13 protein-coding genes and 1 other RNA gene are annotated in these 16130 nt (G+C 58.8%); 8 read left to right on the top strand and 6 right to left on the bottom strand.

Annotated elements, in window-relative coordinates; genetic code table 11:
- Positions 1–346 precede the first annotated feature (346 nt).
- The 6 genes from H585_RS0106555 (at position 347) to H585_RS0106530 (ending at position 8216) form a co-directional block, all read left to right on the top strand.
- The gene (locus tag H585_RS0106555) at positions 347–1711 is read left to right on the top strand and encodes a TolC family outer membrane protein (protein ID WP_027367238.1); all 1365 of its coding nucleotides are present in this window, start codon (positions 347–349) and stop codon (positions 1709–1711) included.
- A complete protein-coding gene (locus H585_RS0106550) occupies positions 1708–3918 on the top strand; it encodes a FecR domain-containing protein (RefSeq protein ID WP_027367237.1) in 2211 nt (736 codons plus the stop codon). The genes H585_RS0106555 and H585_RS0106550 overlap by 4 nt, the downstream gene beginning before the upstream one ends.
- Before the next feature lie 67 nt (positions 3919–3985).
- Positions 3986–5617 carry an ATP-binding cassette domain-containing protein gene (locus tag H585_RS20885; RefSeq protein WP_051182973.1) on the top strand — a complete coding sequence of 544 codons (1632 nt, stop codon included), beginning with the start codon at positions 3986–3988 and terminating at the stop codon, positions 5615–5617.
- A 4-nt stretch (positions 5618–5621) separates the two neighbouring features.
- Positions 5622–6917 carry an HlyD family type I secretion periplasmic adaptor subunit gene (locus H585_RS0106540; RefSeq protein WP_027367236.1) on the top strand — a complete coding sequence of 432 codons (1296 nt, stop codon included), beginning with the start codon at positions 5622–5624 and terminating at the stop codon, positions 6915–6917.
- 427 nt (positions 6918–7344) lie between these two features.
- Positions 7345–7707 (top strand): DVU0772 family protein, encoded by a 363-nt coding sequence (locus H585_RS0106535; protein WP_027367235.1) that lies wholly within the window; start codon positions 7345–7347, stop codon positions 7705–7707.
- A gap of 122 nt (positions 7708–7829) precedes the next feature.
- On the top strand, positions 7830–8216 hold the full coding sequence (locus tag H585_RS0106530) for a rhodanese-like domain-containing protein (protein WP_027367234.1): 387 nt from the start codon (positions 7830–7832) through the stop codon (positions 8214–8216).
- Between the two features lie 32 nt (positions 8217–8248).
- On the opposite strand, the gene H585_RS0106525 is transcribed toward H585_RS0106530, so the two are convergent.
- Complete coding sequence (locus tag H585_RS0106525) at positions 8249–9124, bottom strand: NAD(P)-dependent oxidoreductase (protein ID WP_027367233.1); 876 nt, start codon at positions 9122–9124, stop codon at positions 8249–8251.
- Positions 9121–9666 carry a methyltransferase domain-containing protein gene (locus tag H585_RS0106520; protein ID WP_027367232.1) on the bottom strand — a complete coding sequence of 182 codons (546 nt, stop codon included), beginning with the start codon at positions 9664–9666 and terminating at the stop codon, positions 9121–9123. Before H585_RS0106520 ends, H585_RS0106525 begins: the two co-directional genes overlap by 4 nt.
- Positions 9667–9796: 130 nt before the next feature.
- Here H585_RS0106520 and H585_RS0106515 point away from each other — a divergent pair, with 130 nt between their 5' ends.
- On the top strand, positions 9797–11350 hold the full coding sequence (locus H585_RS0106515; RefSeq protein ID WP_027367231.1) for a DUF4139 domain-containing protein: 1554 nt from the start codon (positions 9797–9799) through the stop codon (positions 11348–11350).
- Between the two features lie 280 nt (positions 11351–11630).
- Here H585_RS0106515 and H585_RS0106505 read toward each other — a convergent pair whose 3' ends face one another.
- Genes H585_RS0106505 through yedE form a run of 4 tightly spaced genes read right to left on the bottom strand, consistent with a single transcriptional unit; the run spans position 11631 to position 14376 of the window.
- Positions 11631–12488 (bottom strand): NAD(P)H-hydrate dehydratase, encoded by an 858-nt coding sequence (locus tag H585_RS0106505; protein WP_027367230.1) that lies wholly within the window; start codon positions 12486–12488, stop codon positions 11631–11633.
- Entirely contained in the window at positions 12476–13039 is a 564-nt protein-coding gene (locus H585_RS0106500; protein ID WP_027367229.1) for a putative Se/S carrier protein, read from the bottom strand. The genes H585_RS0106505 and H585_RS0106500 overlap by 13 nt, the downstream gene beginning before the upstream one ends.
- Positions 13039–13254, bottom strand: coding sequence for a sulfurtransferase TusA family protein (locus H585_RS0106495; RefSeq protein ID WP_027367228.1), 216 nt, complete (start codon positions 13252–13254; stop codon positions 13039–13041). The genes H585_RS0106500 and H585_RS0106495 overlap by 1 nt, the downstream gene beginning before the upstream one ends.
- Positions 13255–13266: 12 nt before the next feature.
- Positions 13267–14376, bottom strand: coding sequence for a YedE family putative selenium transporter (yedE, locus tag H585_RS0106490; protein WP_027367227.1), 1110 nt, complete (start codon positions 14374–14376; stop codon positions 13267–13269).
- Positions 14377–15318: 942 nt separating this feature from the next.
- Between yedE and ffs the strand changes: the two genes are divergently transcribed.
- Positions 15319–15416: signal recognition particle sRNA small type (gene ffs / locus H585_RS22375), an RNA gene on the top strand.
- The last annotated feature ends 714 nt before the right edge of the window (positions 15417–16130 follow it).

The raw sequence follows: 16130 nt of genomic DNA, 5'->3' as shown, positions 1-16130 counted from the left end.
TTGGTCGTGCACAAGGGCCTTGGAAAATCTTTCAAGGAAACGTGAACAGCGTATGCAGCAATAGATATGTTTTTGAGACATGTCTGGCTTTCAACATCGCAACGCAAAAAAATTTTTGCAGTATCGATAGTCCTTTACACTGCGGAGACGCTCGGATATATCTTTGTGAATAATTTCAGTTCGCCATCCTGCTGATAGGGGGCACCCGTGTGGGAGCAGCCAGGAAGACGTTGGCACATCTGACGACGAGGGGAGGGGTGCGCTCATACGCAGCTCGTGTATGACGCCCCACCGGTCGCGGCAGTGCGGCAGAGCCCCGCACCACGTAAAGCCGGAGTCTAGGGCCATGATTCACATAGCCTTGTCCAGGGTAATACCGCTCTTGCTGCTGCTTGGTTTCGCTACACCAGCACCTATCCAGGCTCAACAAGACCAGGCTGGTAACGATTATAGCCTGCAGTCCTATCTGCCTGCCCTCGTCACATCTCACGATCGCATTCTTGCCGCAGCCGCGCGCGTCGAAGCTTCCAGGCATCTGTACAGACAGACTTGGGCCGGCTGGTATCCGCACTTGGCCTTGCTCGCCGACGGCGGCTACGAGTACATCGACAGGCCCGATGAGGGCGCTCGCGACGTCGACGTTAACGAGAGCTCGGAGCTGAAGAACACGGAAAGCCTTCGCCTGCAGCAGCTCATCTATGATTTCGGCTACACTGGCGGGGCCATTGATGAAGCCGACGCCAGGTACTCCCAGGCCGGCCATGCCTTCGATGCGGTGCGCCAGGAAGTACTGCTGGCCGGCGTGCGAGCCTATGTCGATACCTTGCGCGCATTGAGCGTGCTCGGGTATGCCCGACGCAGCGAGCAGAACATCAAGCAGCAGACCGGCATTGAGGAGGCTCTGGTCCAGCGTGGCGCCGGGCTGTCCTCGGATGTGTTGCAAGCCAAGTCCCAGCTTGCCGCGGCCATATCCAGGCGCATCGGTGGAGAGGGCGAGCTCAGCAATGCCCTGAGCTACTTCAAGGCCGTGTTCCAGCAGGAGCCCGATAGCGGGACGCTCCAGCAGTTCAGCATGCCCGATATCCCCCAGGCCCTGCTGCCGACCGGCGTCGACAATGCCGTGGCACTTGCCTTTGAGCACAATCCCCGGCTCCTGGCAGCCCTGAAGAATGTGCAGGCCTTCGAGGGCGGAGTGGAAGTGGCCCGTTCCAGGTACTACCCGTCGTTCTTTTTCGTCTCCGACGGGACACGCAAGGAGAACGACTACAGTGTGAGCGGCGTCAGGACCGAGGCCCGGGCTCTGGTCGAGCTGCGCTATGAACTTTATTCCGGCGGAGCCGACAGCGCGGCCCTGAAAGCTGCCGAGGCCGAGCGGGTGCGAGCCCGACGGGAGCTCGATGACCTGCGCCGGCAGGTGGAACAGCAGGCCCGCACAGCCTGGAGCAACCTCGAGACCGCCCAGAAACGGGTGGAATCCTTATCCACCCAGGTGGACATCCTCTTTGAGTTCCTTGAACTCGCCCGCAAGGAACGTCGCTTGGGCAAACGCTCTCTGCTGGACGTGCTCAGCGGCGAGGTCGACTACATCATTGCCCAGAGCAGCTTGGCCGCAGCGCGCGCCGAAACGGTCAAGGCAGCCTTTGAGCTTCTGTACGCCATGGGGCGGCTGACCCCCGAGGCCCTTAACCTCCACAGCGGAGGAATGTCATGAGCGATGCCAAGAGCGCCATAGGAACTGTCGTCAAGATCAGCGGTCAGGTCTTTGCCGAAGCAGACGGACACCGCCATCCGCTCGCCGAGGGCAGCACGGTCCGCGAAGACGAAACCGTGGTCACTGCTGACGGGAGCAAGGTCGAGATCCGCTTCACGGACAATACGGTCCTCTCCCAGGGCGAGAATTCCCGCATCGAACTGGACGAATACGTCTACGAGGGCGACAAAGGCGCGGCCGGGCTGCTCTTCAACATGGTCCAGGGTTCCTTCAGGACCGTCACGGGCAAGATCGTCGAGCAGAACCCCGAAGGCTTCAATCTCTCCTCGCCCCTGGCCACCATCGGCATCCGCGGCACCACGACCTTCCACCAGATCGGTCCCGATGGCGAGAGGCACGGCGTGCAGAACATCGCCAACCCGTCGCTCGGCGGTCTGGACTCTCCGCTGCACGGCATGCCCTCGGGCTACCACACCATGCTCGTGACCTTCAGCAACGGAGAGACGCGCGTCATCGCGGACTCCTACCAGATGGTCGACCTGACCTCCGCGGGCATAGGCATGATCCGCACCTTCAGCCTGAACGAGTTGCTGGATTTTATCGACCTATCGGCCCACAGCCCTGAAGAGCGCGAGAGTCTGGTCGACACGCTCCTGCACGAGTTCCGGGAACAGGTGCCGCCCGAGCCGCAGAGTGAACATCAGTCGTCTTCCGGGGACAATCTTTCCCCTGATCTGACCGACGATGGAACCCAGGACAGTGACGGCGAGGATCAGCAGGCACAGGATGAAGTTCCGCCGGACATCCAGCGGATTATCTCCGACCCTCTCCCGGAGCCGGTCATTCAGGGTGGAGGTGGTAACGGCGGGGGTTGGAATCCCCCGCAGGAGGATCCTCCTGTACGAGATGTCATAGAGATAATTCCACGCATCACTTTTCCGATAATTTTGATAGGCGACGGCGGTAACAATTCAATTGAGGGCACCGAATATCCTGACTTCATCCAGGGTCTGGCCGGAGATGATAGTCTGTGGGGGCTGGGGAGTAACGATACTCTGCAGGGAGGCGAGGGTAACGATGTTCTCTATGGCGGTGCGGGTGATGACGTTCTTGATGGTGGCCGTGGAGACAATTCCATAGACGGTGGCGCTGGTAATAACTGGGTAAGTTACGCTTCGGTACGAGATACATTCCAAAATAAAGGTGTAGTTGTATATTTGGACGACGAAGGGGATGACAGCTATGGAGTTAGAGAGTATCCTGTTTACGAAAGCAATGGAAATCTGCTTAATGAACCTCATAGCGAATATGATGATCTTGCCAGCATCGCAAATGTAGAAGGCTCAATATTCTCTGATGCTATTTATGGTAACGATCACAACAATCATTTGAAAGGCCTTGCTGGTGATGACAGTATAATCGGGAATGCAGGAGATGACATACTCGATGGCGGTCAAGGGAACGATACTATAGATGGCGGCTTTGGGAGTGATGTTATTCTCGGAGGCAGTGGCAACGATTGGGTTAGTTATCAATCGTACTATAGTTGTTCTTTTCAGGGAATGTCCATTGACTTGGTTAATGGAGCTTGCTCACTCGATACCTCATCTGAGGATACAGACCAGTTCTTGGGTGTTGAGAACGTTGAAGGCTCAGAATATGGCGACGAAATATGTGGTGATTCGTTAGGCAACACCCTGTATGGCTTGGGCGGGTCTGATACCATATCGGGAGGGGCAGGAAACGACTTTATAAACGGCGGTGAAAGTGTTGATACCCTTTATGGCAATGCTGGAGCGGATACTTTTTATTTCGACAATATGGAAGACGGCTTCAGCGTTGGAACAAATGTTTCCGTTTCTGGAGAGCATGGGGATATCATAAAAGACTTTACGCCAATTGAAGACAAGATTCTCCTTGATTCAAGTCAGTACTCTCAGCTTGGGATGGTGGTTTCATACAATACAAACTTTATTAACATCGATGGCTTGTACAATGGCAATAACGCTACGGACGTCCAAGGCGCATACTCATCCTGGTCCGATGGCGAAGCTTGCCTGATTGTTGATCGCGATGATGTTAATGACTGTTGTCGTCTGATCTACGATGAGAATGGAGATGATCCTGGATACTACATTCTGGCAACCATTGAAGGCAGTGATACGGTTTTGACGGATCAGGATTTCGCCGTGACTCCTATGACCTAGCGTTGCGATATTAGCCGTGAAGGAACTTTTAAATCGTTGTGCGGCGAGACCGAAGCTGGCGGCAGAGTTGCTAGCAGCCTCGCTGTTCATCAACATTCTTGCCTTCGCCTCCCCCCTTTTCACCATCCAGATCCTCAACCGTTACGTTACCTTCGGCTTCGACGGCACCCTGTACACCCTCACGGCCGGCATGCTTCTGGCCCTGGCGCTCATGTTCTTCTTCCGCCAGGCGAGGGAAAAGCTGGCTGTTGCCGTGAGCGCGGTGCCCGACTACCGGTTGGCCTCCCGCACCCTCGACATACTCGCCACGGCCCGCAGCCTGCCGCTTTCCCGCATTCCGCCGGTCAAGAGGCAGGAAATTCTGAACAACCTGCAGACCGTGGAGGCGGCCATGGCGCCCACGAGCATCGCGGCCGTGCTCGATGTCCCGTTCTGTCTCCTGTTCATCCTGGCCACCTGGCTTCTCCATCCGGCCCTGGCCATGATCGTGCTGCTGGCTCTGGCTGCGGCATTTGGCATTAGCTTCTCCTCCATGCAGTCGGCCGGGTCTGCCGGCCGGGAGCTGGCCGAAATATCCGCCGCGCATCGCGGCCTGGCTCTGTCGGCAGTGGACAGCGCAGAGACAGTGCGCGCCTTCCGGGCGCTGCCGTTCCTGCGCCAGGTCTGGCACGAGCAGCTGGAGCGCATGCTAGCCTTGCGCCTCAAGCTCGGCGGGAGCAGAGGACAGTACCAGAACCTCCAGCAGGTCATCTCCATCCTGCTGCGGGTTCTGCTCTTCGCGGTCGGCGCCAAGCTGGTGGTCATGGGCAAGCTGAGCATTGGCGGGCTGTTCGGCGCATCCATGCTTGGCGCGAGCGCCTTCCAGTCCGTTTCAGGATTCCTTGGGGCTAGGGCGCAGCTCGCCAGGGCGGATGAAGCCCTGCGCGATCTGACGGACCTGACGCGCCTGCCCCGCGAGGCTGACGCTGGAACAGCCATCAGGGAGTACCGCGGGGCCATCGAGTTCAAGGATTTGGCCTTCATGTACCCGGGCGATCCGGGCCCGCTCTTCGAATCCCTATCCCTGCGCGTACCGGCGGGCAGGGCGCTGCTCGTCTCTGGTCACAACGGCGCGGGCAAGACCACGCTCGCCCGCATCCTGTGCGGCTTGTTGGAGCCGTCGCGCGGGCAGGTCTTCGTTGACGGCGTGGACATGCGCCAGATCGCGCCGGCCTGGTGGCGCTCGCAGATCATCTACTTCCCGCAGGACCCGCAACTCCTCAACGCGACCATCCGCCAGAACATCCTCATGCCCAATCCCGGGCTCGACGAGGAGCGTCTGGCTTCCATCCTGGAGCTGGCCGATCTCAAGCGCTGGCTGGACAGTCAGCCCGAAGGGCTGGACACACGGGTAACGGCTGGCGGCAGGCAGCTCTCCGAGGGCATCCGCCGGCGTATCGCCCTGGCCCGGGCACTGGCCGTGGACGGCAAACTGGCCGTGTTCGACGAGCCGGGCGACGGCCTGGATGCCGAGGGCAGGACGGCCGTGGCCAGGGCGCTTATGGACTTTTCCCAGCGCGGTGTGACGGTGGTCATCCTGGCCCACGACTCGACCATGGTCCATGGCGCGCATATCCATGTGGACCTGGGCGTGAAGCCCACACCCTCCATGAAAGTCCTCGATGCGACAAGCGCCAGAACCGCCTTGGCCGGGGCCTGAACATATGGATACGCGCGAAACCGCCATCGAACGTCTGGCAGAATCCCAGGGCGCGCGGAGGCTGTCCCGGCTGCTCGGGGTATTGCTCCTGGTGCTGCTCGTCTGGGCCGCCGTGGCCCAGCTCGACATCGTCAGCACGGCCGGCGGCGAGATCGTACCGCGCGGCAAGGTCAAGGCCGTGCAGCACCTTGAAGGCGGCATTGTGCGCGAAATCCTGGTGGCCGAAGGTGCCACGGTGGAACAAGGTCAGCCTATCGTGGTCCTCGAATCCACGACCAGCGACTCGGGAGTCGAAGAGCTCCAGGTGCGCATGAACGCCTTGCGCGTGGACATGGCCCGACTGGAGGCCGAGGTCCAGGGCTTGGCTGCGCCGCAGTTCGACCAAGGACTCAGCACGCTGTGTCCCGACCTGGTAGCCCAGGCCCGTGACATGTTCGCGACACGTATGACCCGCCTGGCGAGCGAGGCGGCATCCCTGGATGACCGGATCAAGCAGCGTGTGCAGGATGTGGCCGAGAGCCAGGCCAAGTTGCGCAGCCTGCGCCAGAACCTGGAACTGTCCAACGAGCAGGTATCCCTGAGCGAGGAGCTGCTCAAGGATAATCTCACCACCCGCTACGAACACCTGTCCTACCTCAAGGAACAGAACAAGCTGGCGAGTGCGGTCGAGGAAGAGCAAGCGGCCTTGTCGCGCGCCGAGTCAGCCTTGAGCCAGGCCCGCGAGGATGCCCGCCGCCTGCGGCATGCATTCCAGGAGGAGGCTCAGGGCAAGCTCAAGGACGCCAGTGGCGAACTCGACGAACTGAACCAGCGCATGCGCCGCGTGGCCGACAGCCTGGAGCGCACGACGCTCCGCTCGCCCGTGCGCGGTACGGTCAAGGCGCTGCACGTGACCACCGTGGGCGGTGTGGTCACGCCGGGCATGGCTGTTGCGGATATCGTTCCGGTCGGCGGCCAACTGCTCGTGGAGGCCAAGCTGCCCGTGAGTGATGTCGGCTATGTGCACGAAGGCCAGACAGCGGTCATCAAGCTCGCATCCATGGATGCGCGCCGCTTCGGCAGTATACGGGGTCGCGTGGCCACGGTCAGCCCGGACAGCTTCGTCAGCCAGGACGGACAGGCCTTCTACAACGTGCACATCGTGACGGAACGGGATAGCTTCGAGGGCAGCGGCGGCCGCTACGCTCTCTATCCGGGCATGCGTGTGGTAGCCTACATCCACACGGGCCAGCGCACAGTGCTGCAATATCTGTTCGACCCTTTTCTCGACTCTCTGGGCAGCGCGTTGCAGGAACGATGATTTTGGGCGACGTGTCTAGCCTTACTGCATCACAAAAGTCTTTACAGCACCTTGCAAATAAAATGAAAAATGGGGGTGCAGGGAGCGCCGCTCCCTGCCGGGAGAGAGTCTGAGAGAGGGCAGCGCCCTCTCTCAGTTCAAACGCAAATTGCTCTAAACTGCTAAAATCGTTTTTTTCTCCAGCCTGGGGCGGCTTTTGCCTTTTCCACGGCGAGCATTATTTTTTGCGAAGGCCGGGCCGCAGGCGAGAGTGTCATGTGCGGGGCATGCGGACAGACAGGTCCGCTCAGGGCCTCACTTCCAAAGCATAAGCTCTTGTATTGCATCCATGTCTTGAAGTATTATCAGTGGTACATGACCAACGAACTACTCTCCAACCCCGGCTCAGCCAAGCCGGAGCGCCGCCTCCGGCGGCAAGGAGCTACAAATGTCCAAAGAGCCGATAACAAGCGATTGCAAGCCGTGGATAAACGAAGTGGACTGGGACCTCATCCATGAAGACGCGGTGACCATGTACCTCGAGTGGGGCAACAACAATTTCATGGACGTCCTGCGCCGGCCGGTGACCATGAGTGGCGAGTATTCCATCTATTTTGTGGTGGACACTTGGGAGGAGCCCAAGGTGGTGCTGACCAAAATGAATAATTACGGTTCCTCGGCCCTGTGCGAGAAGCGGCTGCCGCCCGAGCTGGCAGAGCCGTTCATGCGCTCCATAGGCGGTCTGCGCGGCATTCATGAACCCAGCGCGGAAATCAAAGATTGGCTTAAGACCGCCTACGATTGCAAGTAGTTTGCTGCCATCCTGTGCGGACCGGCCGGGCGGAGCAGTCCGGCCGTTTCTTTTTTGACTTTTGGACCTCCTTGGCTGATATAATGAGAGTGATTCGAGTCACTCAAAGCCAGGAGGATGCCATGGTCAAGACGGAATACGAAGGCGAATTCGGGGAAACCATCAATCGGCCCATGACCGATCCCCGGAACATCCAGGAAATGGATGCGGGCGTCCTGTTCAACAGGGTTGGTGAAGTGACTATCCTCGATGTTCGGGAAAAGGGCGATTATGCAGCAGAGCCCAGTATGATCGAGGGAGCGATACGGGTCGATCCCGACAATCTGAGCTGGTTGGACGGGTACAGCAAGAACACCTTGTATGTGCTCTACTGCAAGCATCCGAACTGTGATACCAGCCGGCGCATCGCCGGACAGATGCGCGCGCGTGGATTCAATAACGTACAGATCCTGCGCGGGGGCATCGACGCCTGGGCCAAGGCGGGTCATCCTTTGTCATCCGAACAATAGACAAAGGGGAGGGGGGTCCCTCCCCTTTACGCCTAACCCTTAAGCATATCGCGCATGGCCTTGTCCACGGCGGCGAAATCCATGTCCCCCAAATCACGCTCACGGGCCAGCAAATACATGCCCAACGCCGCCTGTGCCGCAGGTATATGCGCGCCCGTTTCATATGCCGTATCAAGCACGTACTTGAGGTCCTTGGCCATGTGCTTGAGCGGGAAGCTCGCGGGATAGTTCCCGCTGGCGAGCAAGGGAGCCTTGGCTTGATACATCGGACAGGCCATTGCTCCGCTCTGGATCGTTTCCACCATGGCGTCCATGGATAATCCCCCACGCTCGCCGAAGAGCAGGGCCTCGGCAAAGGCGTGCATCATCACGCCCAGCAGATGGTTCACGGTCATTTTCATCATGGAGCCTTGTCCTGCCGGACCGCAATAGACCACCTTGCGGCCCATGGCTCTGAATATGTCGTCCAGGTCGCGCACTGTCTGTTCAGGGCCCGAAGCCAGGATGACGAGCAGACCATCCTCGGCCGGTTTCTTGGTGCCCGAAACGGGCGCATCGATCAGGACCGCGCCTTCGGCTTCCAATGAAGCCGCCAACTCCCGGCTGTATGCGGGGGACACACTGCTCATGTTCACACACAGCTTGCCGGCCAAGCCTTCGGCAGCGCCGTCGATTCCGAAGAGCAGCTCGTCGATGGCCTCCGGTCCGGTGACCATGAGGATCGCCACGTCGCAGTTGTCGGCAAGCTGCCGGGGCGAATCGGCAGCAAGCGCGCCCATATCCGCCAAAGGCAGTGTCTTCTGCTTGTCGCGGTTATAGACAGTGACCGGAAAGCCGGCCTTGAGTAGATTTGCGGCCATGGCTCTGCCCATGATGCCAAGACCCATAAATCCAATACGTTTTTTCATGACGCCTCCGTTCGCGGCTTGCGGCAGACAATCTGCGCCGTAGCGCGTGTGGGATTTTCAAGAATGCCCTCGAATGCGTGGATGATCTCGAAACCGGAGAAGGCTTCCCTGAGTTCTCCCGGCCGCAGCAGGAAGTCGGGGTTAGTCGGCTTGCCGAAACGCGGCTGATCCAGCGTATAGGTTTCGTAAGCCAGCAGCCCGCCCGGCTTCAGGGCGCGTCGAATGGAGGGAAACAAGGGTCGATGCAGGTAGCGGAAGACAATGATCCCTCCATAGGCCTCTGCGGGCAAGGGGTCGCCAACAGCTTCCAAATCTACCTGCCACGTAGTGATGTGCAGGCCAAGATCCCGCGCTTGCCGCTGCGCACGCTCCAGCGCATGCGCGTCACGGTCGCAAAGCAGCACCTGCGCACCCAGGCTGGCCAGATACAGTCCGTTGCGGCCGCTGCCGCAGGCCATGTCGAGTACCGGGCCATTCAGGCTTGAGAATAGCCCGCCGAATTCCCGCAGGAGTGCGGCAGGCTCCAGATCGATCTTGCCCATGCTTCTTCCCCTGTATGCTACCGATCCTTATACAGGAGGCCGGAATAGGGGCAAGGGGACTGTCTTGCCATGCCTCGCAAATTGCGCCAGAATTTGAAGTGAAGTCTTCCGCAGTTCAACCGGAGAGCCCATGAATAGACTATTCAGCGCCGTTGTCTTTGCCGCAGTTCTCGCCACCCTCTACCTGGCCTGGATCCCGACAGCCTTGGCCGAGGTAGTCTCGGTCACCTTCTACCCCGATGCGGCCCAGGTCGTGGAGCGCGCTTCACCGTCGCTGAGCGGAGAGGCCGGAAACCAGAGCCGGATCACCATCGTGCTGCCGCCGCAAGCCGACCCGCAGACCGTTTCCGTGCAGGTGCTGCAGGGCAAAGGCCAGATCAGGGACATGAGCTGGCGTCGGGTACTGCGTGAGGATAAGGAGCGCGTCAAGGCTTTACAGGAGCGTATCGAATCGGCGACCGCGCAGCGCAACGGTGTGGAGTCCCGCCGGCTCAGCCTGGATGCCGCCGTGGGGTTCTGGAGGGGGCTCAGCATGGACGAGTCGCCCACACCCAAGGCAGCCACGGACATGGCCTCGTCCGTGGCTGCCAATTCGGAGCGGCTCTACAAGGACATCTTTTCCCTGGCCAGGCAGATCGAGGAGCTGGACAGGCAACTGGCCCAGCTTAAGGCTCAGCTGGAGCAGGCTCGCGGCGGCTCGCGCGAGATCTGGGAAATCTCGCTGCTGATTGCCGGTGCCGTCGGCCCCAATCTGCCTATCGAATACGCTTACACCTTGGCCGGAAGTGGCTGGAGCCCAGTCTACCGGGTCAATGCGCTGCCGGACTCCAAGCGCGTGGAAGTAGCCATGGACGCCCGCATCTGGCAGCGTTCGGGCCAGGATTGGCGCAATGTGCAGGTCCAGTTGGCCACCACACGGCCCCAGGGCCCCATCGCCCCTCCCGACCTGCCGCCGTGGGTCATTCAACCCATGCCTCCCGCGCGGCCCATTCCGGCTCCGCTCATGGGCAAGGCCATGACCCGGGAGATGCAAACCGCGGACATGGCCGAGTTCGCTCCAGTCATGACCGAACGCGCCACCTACCGCGTGTGGGACATGGGCAAACTGTCCCTGCAGACCGGCCCGGAGCAACGCCTGCGCATCCGCGATTACGCTCTGCAAGCGGCTTTTACCTATCTAGTAAGGCCCTCCCAGGGCGAGAACGCCTATCTGCGCGCGCATGCCCAGTCCAAGGAAGCTCTGGACCTGCCGCCCGGCGAGGCCTTGCTCATGGTGGACGGCGGCATACTGGCCAAGACCGGTTTTTCCTACGCCGGCACCGAGCAGACCATCTTCTTCGGCGGCGATCCACTGGTCACGGCCGAGGTCCGGCTTCTAGAGCGCCAGGGCGGAGAGAAAGGCTTCATCGGCAAGAGCCGCACGTATGTCTGGAGATGGCAGGTGGTCGTGAAGAACGCCAAAAGCTACGCGGTCGACGTGCGCATGGAGGAACCCAAGCCGCAGCCGCGTGACGAGCGTATCAAACTGAACCTACAGTTCGAACCCAAGCCCGTGGTTGATCCCGATGATCCTTGGCTGCTCGTCTGGCCTTTGGCCGTGCCGGCGAAATCCGAGAAGTCCGTGACTTGGGGTGTGCGTCTGGAGGCTCCGGCCGACTTGGAGCTGGACGTGGGCTGGCGCTAGAGTGATGGGGGTGGTCCCGCCCCTCCTAGAGCAGATCGCATTTAAGACGCCCGCTCCGGTGTTGACGGCGCAAGTGAATTGCGCCTACGCCTACGCGGCGGCAAGCCATGCCGACGCATGGCTTGCAGAGCATTTTCAAAAGCAAAATGCTCTAAACGGAGTAAGGGATGAGGTGTGAATCAACATCCTTAAGTGGAATCTTCTCCACGCAACCGTATCAACCCCATTGCAGGGCTAACACCAACTCATCCAAAGATGAGCCGTGAGCAGAGACAACTTGCTATTCAAGAGAGACGGCAAGAGCTTGAGGTAGGAATGGCATCAGATTAGCTACGGAAAAAGCGGGAGTAGGCGCGGCCAGGAGGCCTAGTTGCCGGTTTGTCTTTGCGGCGATGGTGCATGCTTGGGGAATCGAGTAATCAGCGGAGAGCAGGGCAGTAACCAAGCCTGTTACCGTATCGCCCGTGCCGCCAATGGGCTCCATGGCAGGTATGCTGGGCTCGGAAATAGCCGTCACCAGCTGTCCTGCCGCTACTACATAGTCTATGCAGCCCTTGACCAATAGATGCTTTGCGGCATTCTCTGCAGCATAGGCCCGCTCGATAAGCTCAGGTACACGCTCCTCCTCCTGCAGAAGAAAACCGCGAGTATAGAAGGGGTGCGGAGCTTTCTCATCAGCAAGAAAGGCCATCTCCCCTGCATCTGGCGTAAACAGATCGTAGCTTGCTGCAAAACCGCTCATTTTAGCTACGTACATGAACCCGGCGTCGGCGACGAGCAAGGGGCGAGGATTGCGCTCTTCCAGCTTCCACAAAACTTTATTGTGCCATTCAACATCTGGCTGCAGATAATGGAACGTCACTCCCTGCAAGTCCAATTCAGGGATGGGTTCCATAAGCTTGGCATAGACTTGGCGGCTGCCCTGGCCGCGTCCGGTGTCTCCCGCCAGCAAAGCCAAGGGGGCTGCAATGCCCAGTATTCTGGATGCGATGCAAGCCGTGGCTAAAAGCGCAGGTGTACCGCGCGCGACTGGAATGTCATGTCCGTTCACCTGGAGGCTTCCCCCGTCATAAACACAGGGCCCATTCACCAATGGGAATTCTTCGCGCGGAATAGTGCCGACGATTAGCCAGGACATCGCGACCGCACTTCATCAAAAGCAAGTTGCAAGGCATAGCCGCAGAGAGTGTGTCCTAACGAGAGCGGCTCCGGCGCCTCGCTCAAGTTACGTCCCACAAGACACTCGGCCAGATAAGGCACGTCGGGACAGCCGCCACCTGAGACGTTAACGATGATGCGCGAACTCTTTTCTACGGTGATCTTCATGTTTGCCGCCCGAACCATGAGCCAGTCCCCGAAGTCCTTGATATGAAAAAGGGATACGGGTTCAAGCAGCACATCATGCACCGGCACGGTTTGGATAGGCTTGAGGCGTGCAGCAGCAAGCGCCTGCCGTGCTGCGGGCTCCATAATGAGAGGAAATTCGATAACGAGATCGCAGCCGGTGCGCAGGGCAGGTGGCGGACCCTTGACTTGCACGTCCAACCCCGAGGACTTGAGCACGGCTTCGGCGCGGATCACTTCACTAGTATCATTGAAAACAAGAATGCCCCGCGCGGAAATACCTTTTTCCACGCGGGGATGCTTGCGGGATCGTCCCAATAGGCGGTCAATGAGTCTGAACTTCATTATTTCTTGATGGAGACGATGAAATCTTCACCTTGAGCTTCCGACTTGAGCACGCGCCAGCCTTGGCTCGATGCGGCACGAATCACGTTTTCTCGACTGGCTTCGTTATCCACCAGGACGTCAAGTTCGCCTGAACTCAACTCCTTGATCCTGCTCATGGTTAGCAGCACCGGTTGCGGGCAAGACAGTCCACGAGCATCGATTATTGTGACCATGAGCGAACCTCCTTATGCCATGCGCTGGCGGTTGGCAAATCCGATATACAAGCACACGGCCAGGGATACGGCCACAGCAGCGATACCATGTGGGCCAATGCCTGCAGGGCCGCTTGCCAACCCAAAGTTATGGGCTACGGCCGCGCCGGCGAACATTCCGAGTACGAAAACGCCTGCATCGCTGTCACCTTCGCCCGCCATGAACAGCTGTCGACCGGGACAGCCACCGGCCAAGGCAAAAGCCAAGCCAGCCACGAGCATGCCAGCAAAATTCCATAGACCTTGAGTGTGGGCGATGGGTTGGCCTTCGAACCCAGGCTTGAATTGGCCCAGCAGCAGATTGGCGCCGAAGGCCACAACTAGTAGGGCCAAAACGCCCGTCAGCAGATGGGTATGCCGGAATAGGAGCGTATCGCGGATGGCGCCCATTGTGCAGAAGCGGCTGCGCTGGGCCAGGTAGCCGATAAGCAGGCCGGCTCCCAAAGAAATGAGGAGTGGAGCATATGCCGCGCCAGGGCCCTTGGCAGAGTAGAAGAGCACGCCGCTCTGGTCCGCGCCGGCAACAGGCGGGTAGAGCAGGCGAAGTCCGAGCAGCCCAAGCATGATCAAAGGCAGCATGAGTCCGGTAGCAATGCTCTGACGAGTGCTGCGGCCAAGGGAGTAGCCCTGTTTGAAGAACAAGGTTCCGACCCCTACCCCAGCCACGAGCCCAGCGATACCGAGCAGGGCGTTGCCGTCGCCACCAGCCAGGCGCAGGATGGCGCGCCAGGGGCAACCCAGGAAGACGAGCGCACCGATCATGGCTGCCATGCCCAGGATGAAGCGGGTCATGGGCGCCGCTCCACCGCGTGACTTGAATTCGCGGGAGAACAGTGCCGCCGCGAACGAGCCAAGTACAAAAGCAATAATCTCTGGGCGCAGGTACTGGACCACGGCTGCGCGATGCAGCCCTATGGCGCCGGCTATGTCACGCTCCATGCAAGCAACGCAAACACCCATATTGGCCGGATTGCCGAAATACTGAAGAAATGAAGCAAGGACGCCGATGACTGCGCCCACGAATACAATGCCTGGAAGACTGGCGAAGAAATTTCGCTGGAGACCGCCACTAGATGGGGACATGAGCAAACCTCCGACTCGTATGTGCATCAGGAACAAAAATGCCAGTATGCAGCGCGTTCTTGCGGTGTCTCAACGTGCCAAGCCTTACTCCTATTCACGTGCTTCAGGATTACGAAGCGGGCAGGAGAGCTCGTCCGGTCGAAAGGCGCTTTGCTGACCACATTGCGGGCAGACCACGAGCACCATCCCCTCGAGCATCTTATTTCCGTCAACATCCTGGACAACGTTTGTACAGCCCTTCAAATGCCAAAGAGACGTTTTGAATTGCACATCGCAAAAGCGACAGCGAAAGTGTAGCTGCATTGCGTTCAAGCCAGATAGATATGGAGTAAGCTGGCGATGAGTACGCCAAAGTCGAAGGCGATGTCTAATTCATAGTCTTCATTGAACTGCAAGTAATTCATCGGATTTCTTGATGGAAGTCTATTCAGATCGTCGGCAATAGCGAAAAGGATAGCGAACCAGACATGAAGGGGTAAAGGCGTGGAGTATACAATTCGCTTGAACCAGGTGTAAGTAGGGTGGTGCTGTTTCTGGACAGTTGGGCAAGCTGGAGTTCTCAAGTGAGGAAAACGATTGGCGGCCAAGGTCGACGTACAGTATCGGGTGCTCAGGCTGGCAAGGTCGATATGCCACTACAAGCCCAGGGGCGAAGACGGGGTAACTTGCTGGCTGATGCGGCTCATCGACGCATAGTTCTTGGAAACGAGAGCGGCGTGAAATCCATGGGCTCCAGCTTAGATATACTGCGAAAGTGTCCAACCAGGCGGACTACCTCACTCCGGGGCTCTTTCTGCCTTGACATGCGGTTGCACAGGACATACATGTTCACGCGGCATAAAAAGGGGATTTGAGAATTGGCAGGACTTTCGGGAACTTATTATCCTGAGGTTGCAAGTCATTACAAATCCGCTATTTGATTTTTCCGGGCCTACAGCCCGGCCAGGGGAGCCAGGCGGCAGGGGCGCTGCCAACTCCGCCAGGTCCGAAAGGAAGCAACGGTAACAGTCGTTTCTGGGTGCCTGGTTTCCCTCGAGGGCGCGATCGAAAGATCGCGCCCTCTTGTTCTTGATTCGTCATGCTGATTGCCCAAGAAGAGCAAGTCCTCTCTGGAATCTGAAGGCAGCGGAGCGGCGAAGTGACCTGCCTGATTTCTTCGGACCACTCAACTCTTGATGGTGGCCTCAGTTGAGGTTTAGGGAGGGCGATGTCCTGCCCGGTTTTTGTGCAAATCGCTCTAGAAGCTATGGAATCATAGCAAGATAACAGAGGTTGGGATCTTTGAGATTATCTGCTTGACCTTTGCTACCCGTCTGGATAGAAGCCACATCCGCTGCATGGGAAGGCTTCCCGAGAAGCATACCCGAGCAAGGCGAATGAGCTATAGCTCTTCGGGGATAGCCACCGGAGGCGACTTGTTCAAATGACCCCGCGGTCGACCCGCGTCAGGGAAGCAAAGCTTCCGGTGGGTTGGCGATCACGCCCGTCGGTCTGGTGGAAAAAAGATTCCATGCGGGCTTGACGGTGAGGGCAAGAGGGCATAGATAGCTCGTCCGCCACGAGGTGGGCCAAGTCTCCGTAAGGAGAGGCGGCGGTTCTGTGAAAGCTGAATTTTTCCGTTTGGACGAAGATTCCCCGACCATATTTGAATAGGGGCTACCCAGTGGGGTGGTCGCAAAAAAAGATTGAATGGGGGGTTGACGGCGCAAGGCAAACAGCCTAGATAGCCCGTCCGCCCGCGAGATGTCGCGAGT

Origin of the sequence: Desulfocurvibacter africanus subsp. africanus DSM 2603, from assembly GCF_000422545.1 — a bacterium.
Classification (GTDB): Bacteria; Desulfobacterota; Desulfovibrionia; order Desulfovibrionales; family Desulfovibrionaceae; genus Desulfocurvibacter; species Desulfocurvibacter africanus.
This window is presented reverse-complemented; position numbering and strand designations above follow the sequence as displayed.

Coding starts and splice junctions, on each gene's coding strand:
- H585_RS0106555 (WP_027367238.1), top strand. CDS start 347: ATGATTCACATAGCCTTGTCCAGGGTAATACCGCTCTTGCTGCTGCTT.
- H585_RS0106550 (WP_027367237.1), top strand. CDS start 1,708: ATGAGCGATGCCAAGAGCGCCATAGGAACTGTCGTCAAGATCAGCGGT.
- H585_RS0106540 (WP_027367236.1), top strand. CDS start 5,622: ATGGATACGCGCGAAACCGCCATCGAACGTCTGGCAGAATCCCAGGGC.
- H585_RS0106535 (WP_027367235.1), top strand. CDS start 7,345: ATGTCCAAAGAGCCGATAACAAGCGATTGCAAGCCGTGGATAAACGAA.
- H585_RS0106530 (WP_027367234.1), top strand. CDS start 7,830: ATGGTCAAGACGGAATACGAAGGCGAATTCGGGGAAACCATCAATCGG.
- H585_RS0106525 (WP_027367233.1), bottom strand. CDS start 9,124: ATGAAAAAACGTATTGGATTTATGGGTCTTGGCATCATGGGCAGAGCC.
- H585_RS0106520 (WP_027367232.1), bottom strand. CDS start 9,666: ATGGGCAAGATCGATCTGGAGCCTGCCGCACTCCTGCGGGAATTCGGC.
- H585_RS0106515 (WP_027367231.1), top strand. CDS start 9,797: ATGAATAGACTATTCAGCGCCGTTGTCTTTGCCGCAGTTCTCGCCACC.
- H585_RS0106505 (WP_027367230.1), bottom strand. CDS start 12,488: ATGTCCTGGCTAATCGTCGGCACTATTCCGCGCGAAGAATTCCCATTG.
- H585_RS0106500 (WP_027367229.1), bottom strand. CDS start 13,039: ATGAAGTTCAGACTCATTGACCGCCTATTGGGACGATCCCGCAAGCAT.
- H585_RS0106495 (WP_027367228.1), bottom strand. CDS start 13,254: ATGGTCACAATAATCGATGCTCGTGGACTGTCTTGCCCGCAACCGGTG.
- yedE (WP_027367227.1), bottom strand. CDS start 14,376: ATGTCCCCATCTAGTGGCGGTCTCCAGCGAAATTTCTTCGCCAGTCTT.